Below are 7,641 nucleotides of genomic sequence, written 5' to 3' on the forward strand. Positions count from 1 at the left end.
GGACCGGCCGCACCGCGTTGTCCCCCTCAGGGGGATGACGTCAAAGGCGGCGCGGGGGGCTCACTTCATTCCGAACAGCTCGGCCAGCGCCACGCGGTACTGCGGCTGGCCCACGGCGTTGGTGTTGTGGTGCGAGCCGCCTTCGACCAGCACGAAGCGTTTGGCGCCGGTCGCGGCCTCGTACAGCTTGCGCCCGAGTTCGGGCTTGATGGTGCCGTCTTCGCTGCCGTGCACCACCAGCAGCGGCGAGCCGATCTTCGACACCCGTGTGATCGCCTCGAAGCGCTGGGTGATCAGTGGGCCGACCGGCAGCCAGCCCCACTTGTAGGACGCCACCACATCGGGGATGGAGGTGAAGGTGCCCTCGACCAGGGTGCCGGCCTCGTCCTGCACCTGCGCCGCCAGCTCGATGGCGATGGCGCCGCCCAGCGAGTGGCCGAAGATGTAGCGCGGCCGGCCCGGGTATTGCCGCCCCAGCCAGTCCCAGGCGGCGCGGGCGTCTTCGTAGGCCAGGGTTTCGGACGGCAGGGTGTTCGTGCTCTTGCCAAAGCCCCGGTAATCCACAGCCAGCACGGAAAAGCCCAGCTCCTGCATGCGCCGCGCGCGAAAGGCCGAGCCCACCACATTGAAGCGCGCGCCGTGCAGGTAGAGCAGCACGGGTGCCCGGGGGTTTTGCTCGAAGCCTTCGTGCGGGCTCCACAGGCCGTGCAGCCGGGCCGCTTCGCCGGTTTCCTTCGAGGCGAAGTGAATCCACACGTCCTGCATGCCCTGGGCGGCTTCTTCGCCGCGCCACCAGCTGCGGTCCGAAGGCTGGAAGATCCAGCCGCGCTGGCGTTCGTCAAGGGTGGCGCAGCCGGCCAGCATGGCGGCGGACAGCAGGAGCAGGGCGATCAGGCGTTTCATCATCTTGTGAACGGATGCCCGTTGACGCCAAAAGTTCACCCACGCGGAGGCCCGGCCGGTTTGACAGTGCGCGGGGCATCTCCTACAGTGCCGGCCGTGAACCGCCGCCTCGCTTCCCCCCACAGACCCACGTCCGCGCCCCTGGCGCCACGGGGCGCGCGGGCGCGCGTCGACCGGCAGCCGACCGGCATCCGGCACACGGCCGCAGATTCCTGAGCCCGGCGACCTCCTTCACCTCGTCAGCGCGACCACCGGTCGCCGGGCCCTCCACCAGCGCAACCCCGTCCCCGCGGCCCTTCGGCCGGGGACCTTGCCTTTCTGGAGTTCTCATGTCTGTGTTTGCCCACGGTGACCGCGTCGTCACCGAACTCGATGCCGTCCGTCTGACCAAACTGGGGGCCGCGCGCTGGCCCGCGGGCCTGTCCGATGCATTGGACCTGGCCGAACAGGTGCCCTCTTTGCAGGTGCCGGCCAACGTCGTCACCATGTACACGCAGGTCCGTGTGCTGGAGCACGGCGCGCAGGCGCCGAAAACGCTCACCGTCTGTTACCCCGACGACGCCGAACCGGCCCTGGGCTTTGTGTCGGTGCTCTCGCCGGTCGGCGCCGCCCTGCTGGGCCTGCGGGTGGGGGCCCACGCGCGCTGGGTCACACCCCAGGGGGAGGCCCGCTCGGCCAAGATCCAGTCGATCCTGTTCCAGCCCGAGGCCAGCGGCGACTACACGACCTGAACCCCGGCACCAGCGCCATGGGCACGGGCCCGATGGTGGGTGATCGGTCTGCGGGTTCAGATCGGTCGCCGCGTGAACGCCGCGCCGCGCATCGCAGGGCAATAATTCACCGCTGAAGCCGGCGCCGTGCGTCGGAAAGGATGGCCCATGAAGCGCTGGCGTTTTCTGTCCCTGGTCGTCGCGGGGCTGCTCGCGGCCTGTGGCCAGCCGGCCGACAGCGGCTGGTCCGGCTACGCCGAGGGCGACTATGTGCACATCGCCGCCCCGATCGCCGGCCGGCTCGACCAACTGGCGGTGCACGCCGGCGACACGGTCAAGCGGGGCGCGGCGCTGTTTGCGCTGGATGCGCAGGCCGAGCAGGCGGCCTTCGACGAGGCCCTGGCCCGGGTGCGGGCCAGCGATGCGCAGGCACAGAACAGCGCCAAGGGCCGCCGGCCGGAGGAACTGGCGGTGATCCGGGCGCAGGTGGAGCAGGCGCGGGCGCAGGCGGTGCTGGCGCGCTCGGCCTGGCAGCGGCAGAAAGAGTTGGTGGAGCGCGGCTTCGTCTCGGCCTCGCAGCTCGACAGCGCTGCCGCCACGCTGCGTCAGGCGGACGCGAAGCTGAGCGAACTGGAACGGTCACTGCAGGTGGCGACGCTGCCGGCCCGCAGCGACGAGCGCACCGCCGCCCAGGCCCAGGCCGAGTCGGCGCGTCAGGTGCTGCGCCAGGCCCAGTGGCGGCTGGCGCAGAAGCAGCAGACCGCGCCGGCCGACGCCCAGGTGGCCGAGCTGTACTTCCGTCCCGGCGAATACGTGGGGGCCGGTCAGCCGGTGCTCTCTCTGCTGCCGCCCGGCTCGGTCAAGGCGCGCTTTTATGTGCCTGAGGCCGAACTGGCGCAGATCGCGCTGGGCCAGGCGGTGCGCCTGTCCTGCGACGGCTGCGGCGAGCCGGTGAATGCGCGCATCAGCCGCATCGCCACCGCGCCCGAGTTCACGCCACCGGTGATCTATTCCAACGCCCAGCGCGCGCGCCTGGTGTACCTGGTCGAGGCCCGCCCGGAGCCGGCCGCCGCGGCGGCGCGCTTGCGGCCGGGCCAGCCGCTGGACGTGACGTCGGCGCCGGCCGCGGTAGCGCAGAAGGCGCCCTGATGAGTGAAACGCCGCTGGCCATCGACGTGCGCGGGCTGACCAAGCGCTACGGCGGCCGCGCCGTGGTCGACGACGTATCGCTGCAGGTCGGCCAGGGCCGCATCTGCGGCTTTCTCGGCCCCAACGGCAGCGGCAAGACCACCACCATCCGCATGCTCTGCGGCCTGCTCAAACCCGATGCGGGCGAGGGCCAGTGCCTGGGGCTGGACTTCCGGCGCGAGGCGGCGGCCGTCAAGCGCCAGGTCGGCTACATGACGCAGAAGTTCGGCCTCTACGAGGACCTGTCGATCCGCGAGAACCTCGACTTCGTGGCGCGGCTGTTCGAGCTGCCCCGGCGCGGCGAGGCGGTGAACCAGGCGCTCGAACGCCTGGGCCTGCAGAGCCGCCAGCACCAGCTCGCGGGCGCGCTCTCGGGCGGCTGGAAGCAGCGGCTGGCGCTGGCCGCCTGCCTGATTCACGCGCCGCGCCTGCTGCTGCTGGACGAGCCCACGGCCGGCGTCGACCCCAAGGCACGGCGCGACTTCTGGGACGAGATCCACAGCCTGGCGGCCCAGGGCATCACGGTGCTGGTCTCGACCCACTACATGGACGAGGCGGCGCGCTGCCACGACCTGGTCTACATCGCCTACGGCCGCGTGCTGGCGCGCGGCAGCGAACGCGAGATCGTCGACGGCGCCGGGCTCTCGGTCTGGTCGCTCGACGGCGAGCAGGCGGGCGCCTGGGTGCCGCGGCTGCGCGGCCAGCCGGGGGTGCAGAGCGTGGTCGCGTTCGGCAACACCCTGCACGTGGCCGGGCGGGACGCCGCGCTGCTGGCGCAGACCCTGGCGCCGCTGCGCCGCGAAGCGGGCCTGCAGCTGCAGCCCGGCCGCGCCACGCTCGAAGACGTGTTCATCAGCCTGATCGACGGCGCGCGCGACAACTTCGGCCCCGACGCCGCGGCGGGGAAGCGGTCATGAGCGACCGCCCGGCCGTTCCGAAGGGCGCTCGCCCGCAGTGCGCAGCGCGGAGGGCAGCCCAGTGAGCCGGTTCTCCGCGGCCCGCACCTGGGCGGTCTTCGTCAAGGAATTCCAGCAGATGCTGCGCGACCGCCTGACCTTCGCGATGGCGGTCGGCATCCCCATCCTGCAGCTGGTGCTGTTCGGCTACGCGATCAACACCGACCCGCGCGGCCTGCCGACGGCGGTGGTCGCGGCCGACGCCGGACCGCAGGCGCGCAGCCTGGTCGCGGCGCTGCAGAACAGCGGCTATTTCAAGGTGGTGCACCAGGGCACTTCGGCGGCCGAGGCCGACGCGCTGATGGCGGCCGGCGAGGTGCAGTTCGTGATCGAGATCCCGGCCGACTTCAGCCGCGCCGTGGTGCGCGGCGAGCGGCCGGCGGTGCTGGTCGCGGTCGACGCCACCGACCCCTCGGCCTCGGGCAACGCCATCGCGGCGCTGGGCGAAATGGACAGCCAGGCGCTGCGCCACGACCTCGTCGGACCGCTGCGCAGCGTGGCGCCCGGGGCGGCGCCGTTCGAGCTGCGGGTGCACCGCCGCTACAACCCCGAGGGCCTGTCGCGCTACAACATCGTGCCCGGCCTGATCGGCACCATCCTGACCATGACCATGGTGATGCTGACCGCGCTGGCCATGACCCGCGAACGCGAGCGCGGCACCATGGAAAACCTGCTGGCGACGCCGGTGCGGCCGCTGGAGGTGATGGTGGGCAAGATCCTGCCCTACGTGGTGATCGGCTACGTGCAGCTGGCGGTGATCCTGGGCGCGGCGCAGCTGCTGTTCCAGGTGCCGATGGTCGGCAGCTTCGCGCTGCTGATGGCGATGATCGGCGCCTTCATCGTCGCCAACCTTGCGGTCGGTTTCACCTTCTCGACCGTGGCGCGCAACCAGCTGCAGGCGGTGCAGATGACCTTCTTCTTTTTCCTGCCCTCGATCCTGCTCTCGGGCTTCATGTTCCCCTACCGCGGCATGCCACAGTGGGCGCAGGTCCTGGGCGAGGTGCTGCCGCTGACGCACTTCCTGCGCATCGTGCGCGGCATCATGCTCAAGGGCAGCGGCGCGCCGCAGATGTGGGGCGAACTCTGGCCGATGCTGCTGTTCATGGCCGTGGCCGGGGCAGTCGCTCTCACGCGCTACAAGCAGACCTTGGATTAAGCACCCGCTGCGCCGCTGCGCGGCTTCCCGCTCTCTGTCGCCTGCGGCTTGGAGGGGGACGCACCCTGTGGCCCGGCAGAGCCGGTTCCACGGGTGCCCTGGAAGGGGGCAGATACATCGGTGGTCGCGGCGCGTTCTCCGAACACCTCTTTGGCGGTAAACAGCCCATTGAGGGCGGCCGGGAAACCCGCGTAGACGGCCATCTGCATGATCATTTCGACCACCTCTTCGCGGCTGCAGCCGACATTGAGTGCGCCGTGGATGTGCACCTTCAGCTGCGGCTGTGCATGGCCCAGCGCGGTGAGGGCGGCCACCACACCCAGCTCACGCGCTCTCAGATCCAGTTGCGGGCGGGAGTAGATGTCGCCGAACGGGAACTCGATCAGGAGCCGGGCGAAATCGGGCGCGATATCGGCCAGCGCCGCCACGACGTTCTCGCCGGCCTGGCCGTCGATCTCGCGCAGCTTGTCCCAGCCGCGCTGGTAGCGCGATGGGGCGTCTTCGTGTTTCAAAGTGATGCTGCTCATGAGGATGTCCCGGTGGTGTTTTGCAAGGCTTCGATGTGCGCTCGGTACAGGTCCATCTTGGCGTCCAGCGCATCGGCGCTGGCCGACAGCGCCAGCAGCTGTCGGGCCAGGCGCTCCCGGTGCTGCGCCAGCATGGCCAGTCGATGGCCCAGCGTGCTGTCGCCTTGTGCCCGCAGATCGGCGTAGTGGCGGATGTCCTGCAACGGCATGCCGGTCTGTTTGAGCCGCAGCACAAAGGCGAGCCACTGCACATCGTCCTCGCGGTAGCGACGGTGCCCGTTGGCCGCGCGCAGGGCCGGGCGCAGGACGCCTGCGGATTCGTAGTAGCGCAGGGTGTGCGTGCTCAGCTCGCATTGCCGGGCGAGCTCCCCGATGGAAAGCAAAGTGGTGTTCACGGGCTGGACTCTAAAACTTCGAGTGCACTCGAAGTCAAGTCCCATTCAGGCGCTGGCGGCAGACGCCGGGCCGACCCGCCGCAGCACCCGAATCGGCGTCTCCAGCCGCTCGCGGAAACCCAGGCGGCGGTACATGGCGCGGGCCGTCTCGTTGGTGGCCATGGCGTGCAGGAACGGCGTTTCACCGCGCAGCAGCTGGCGCCGCACGATCTCGTGCGTCAGCGCGCGGCCCAGGCCTTGGCCCTGGTGGTCGGGGTGGGTGCAGATGCCGCTGACCTCGTGCCAGGCGCCGGACCGGGTGCGCTCGCCGGCCATGGCGATCAGCTGACCGTCAGCGCTGAAATGTCCAAGGAAATCGCCCATCGTCAGCGTGTGCGGGCCGAACGGGCCGGGGCGGGTGAGATCGACCAGCGCCATCACGGCGGGCAGGTCGTCTGGCCCGAGTGGGCGGCAGGACAGGGTGGCCGGTTCGGGCACCGGCCCGCCGTCCCAGGCCATGCAGACCATGGTCGCGTCGACGTCGATCTGCCAGTCCGGCGAGGCGCAGGCGCCGTCCCAGCCTTCGACGTACAACGATTCGCCGGGCGCGCTCAGCGCGGCCAGGCTGTCGAGGTCGGGCGCCGACGGATCGGCGAAGGCGGCGATGGGCGAATAACCGGCGCGGTAGCGGCGGGCCTGGCCGCGGGCGTCCGACAGGTGCTGGTGCGGGCCGCTCAGACAGCGCCAGAAGATGTGGTGCAGCAGGGCCTGATCGGCGCTTGCCATAAGGGTCAGCGCCCGCGCAGGAACAGCGCGTCCAGGTCTTTCATGCCCAGCTGGCGCCAGGTCGGGCGGCCGTGGTTGCACTGGTCGCTGCGCTCGGTGACTTCCATCTGGCGCAGCAGGGCGTTCATCTCGTCCAGGGTCAGGCGACGGTTGGCGCGCACCGCGCCGTGGCAGGCCATGGTGGCCAGCAGCTCGTTGCGGGCGCGCTGCACCACGGTGCTGGCGTCGTGCTGGCTGAGTTCGGCCAGCACGCTGCGCGCGAGTTCCACCGGGTCGCCGGCGGCCAGGGTGTTGGGCACGGCGCGCACCGCCAGGGTTTTGGGCGAGAAGGGCACGATCTCCAGCCCCAGTTGCGCCAGCACCTCGGCCGCGGTTTCAGCCGTCGCCACTTCCTCGGGCGTGGCGGCAAACGTGGCCGGGATCAGCAGCGGCTGGCTGCTGACCTGGTGCGCGTCCAGCTGCTGCTTGAGGCGTTCGTAGACGATGCGTTCGTGCGCGGCGTGCATGTCCACCACCACCAGGCCCTGGGCGTTCTCGGCCAGGATGTAGACGCCGTGCAGCTGCGCCACGGCGCGGCCCAGGGGCCATTCGCCGGCGGGCAGGGGGGGCGTTGGGGTGAGGGCTTCGACGGGCGCAGCCCGAACGGACGTTGGGGACGGACCGAATTCGACAGGGCTGCCCGAAAAATCAACCGTTCGGGCTGAGCCCGTATCGCCGATCGTCCTGAGCTTGTCGAAGGGCGCCCCCGCGGGGCCTTGCCCCCACAGCGCGCCGATGTCGCTCACGCGCTGCCCCACCTGCGGCGTGTCCGGCCGCCAGGGCAGAGGCTGCTGGCGCGGCACCGGGCTCATGAACGCCGACGCCGCGTCGGCCGACGGCCCCGCAGGTGTCGTCGCGGTCACCGGCAGCGTCTGCGCCGAGCGCGGCGCGGCCAGCGCGCCTTCCACCGCGTGGCGCACCGCCTGGTGCACCTCGCGGCTGTCGCGGAAGCGCACCTCGATCTTGGTCGGGTGCACGTTCACGTCCACCCGCGTCGGGTCG

The 7,641-nt window shown here is 70.9% G+C and carries 7 protein-coding genes and 2 pseudogenes; 4 read left to right on the forward strand and 5 right to left on the reverse strand.

Going from position 1 to position 7,641, the window contains the following annotated elements; genetic code table 11:
• Positions 1-60 precede the first annotated feature (60 nt).
• Positions 61-903: an alpha/beta fold hydrolase gene (locus RMP09_RS10040; RefSeq protein WP_310565849.1), complete on the reverse strand. Its 843-nt coding sequence runs from the start codon at positions 901-903 to the stop codon at positions 61-63.
• 329 nt (positions 904-1,232) lie between these two features.
• Between RMP09_RS10040 and RMP09_RS10045 the strand changes: the two genes are divergently transcribed.
• The 4 genes from RMP09_RS10045 (at position 1,233) to RMP09_RS10060 (ending at position 4,913) form a co-directional block, all read left to right on the forward strand.
• Positions 1,233-1,634 (forward strand): GreA/GreB family elongation factor, encoded by a 402-nt coding sequence (locus tag RMP09_RS10045; protein ID WP_310565843.1) that lies wholly within the window; start codon positions 1,233-1,235, stop codon positions 1,632-1,634.
• Positions 1,635-1,781: 147 nt separating this feature from the next.
• Positions 1,782-2,762, forward strand: a complete 981-nt coding sequence (locus RMP09_RS10050; RefSeq protein ID WP_310565844.1) for an HlyD family secretion protein — start codon at positions 1,782-1,784, stop codon at positions 2,760-2,762.
• On the forward strand, positions 2,762-3,718 hold the full coding sequence (locus RMP09_RS10055; protein WP_310565845.1) for an ABC transporter ATP-binding protein: 957 nt from the start codon (positions 2,762-2,764) through the stop codon (positions 3,716-3,718). The genes RMP09_RS10050 and RMP09_RS10055 overlap by 1 nt, the downstream gene beginning before the upstream one ends.
• Positions 3,719-3,779: 61 nt before the next feature.
• Positions 3,780-4,913 carry an ABC transporter permease gene (locus tag RMP09_RS10060; RefSeq protein WP_310565846.1) on the forward strand — a complete coding sequence of 378 codons (1,134 nt, stop codon included), beginning with the start codon at positions 3,780-3,782 and terminating at the stop codon, positions 4,911-4,913.
• Positions 4,914-5,038: 125 nt separating this feature from the next.
• Here RMP09_RS10060 and RMP09_RS10065 read toward each other — a convergent pair.
• The 4 genes and pseudogenes from RMP09_RS10065 to RMP09_RS10080 form a co-directional block, all read right to left on the reverse strand.
• Positions 5,039-5,440: pseudogene (locus RMP09_RS10065) on the reverse strand (carboxymuconolactone decarboxylase family protein); the annotation flags it as partial.
• Complete coding sequence (locus RMP09_RS10070; protein WP_310565847.1) at positions 5,437-5,835, reverse strand: MerR family transcriptional regulator; 399 nt, start codon at positions 5,833-5,835, stop codon at positions 5,437-5,439. The gene RMP09_RS10070 and the pseudogene RMP09_RS10065, both read right to left, overlap by 4 nt.
• Positions 5,836-5,880: 45 nt before the next feature.
• Entirely contained in the window at positions 5,881-6,600 is a 720-nt protein-coding gene (locus RMP09_RS10075; protein WP_310565848.1) for a GNAT family N-acetyltransferase, read from the reverse strand.
• Positions 6,601-6,605: 5 nt separating this feature from the next.
• Positions 6,606-7,641 (reverse strand): annotated as a pseudogene (locus tag RMP09_RS10080) (hypothetical protein); the annotation flags it as partial.

The organism is Hydrogenophaga sp. (assembly GCF_031426985.1).
Taxonomy (GTDB): Bacteria; Pseudomonadota; Gammaproteobacteria; order Burkholderiales; family Burkholderiaceae_C; genus Hydrogenophaga.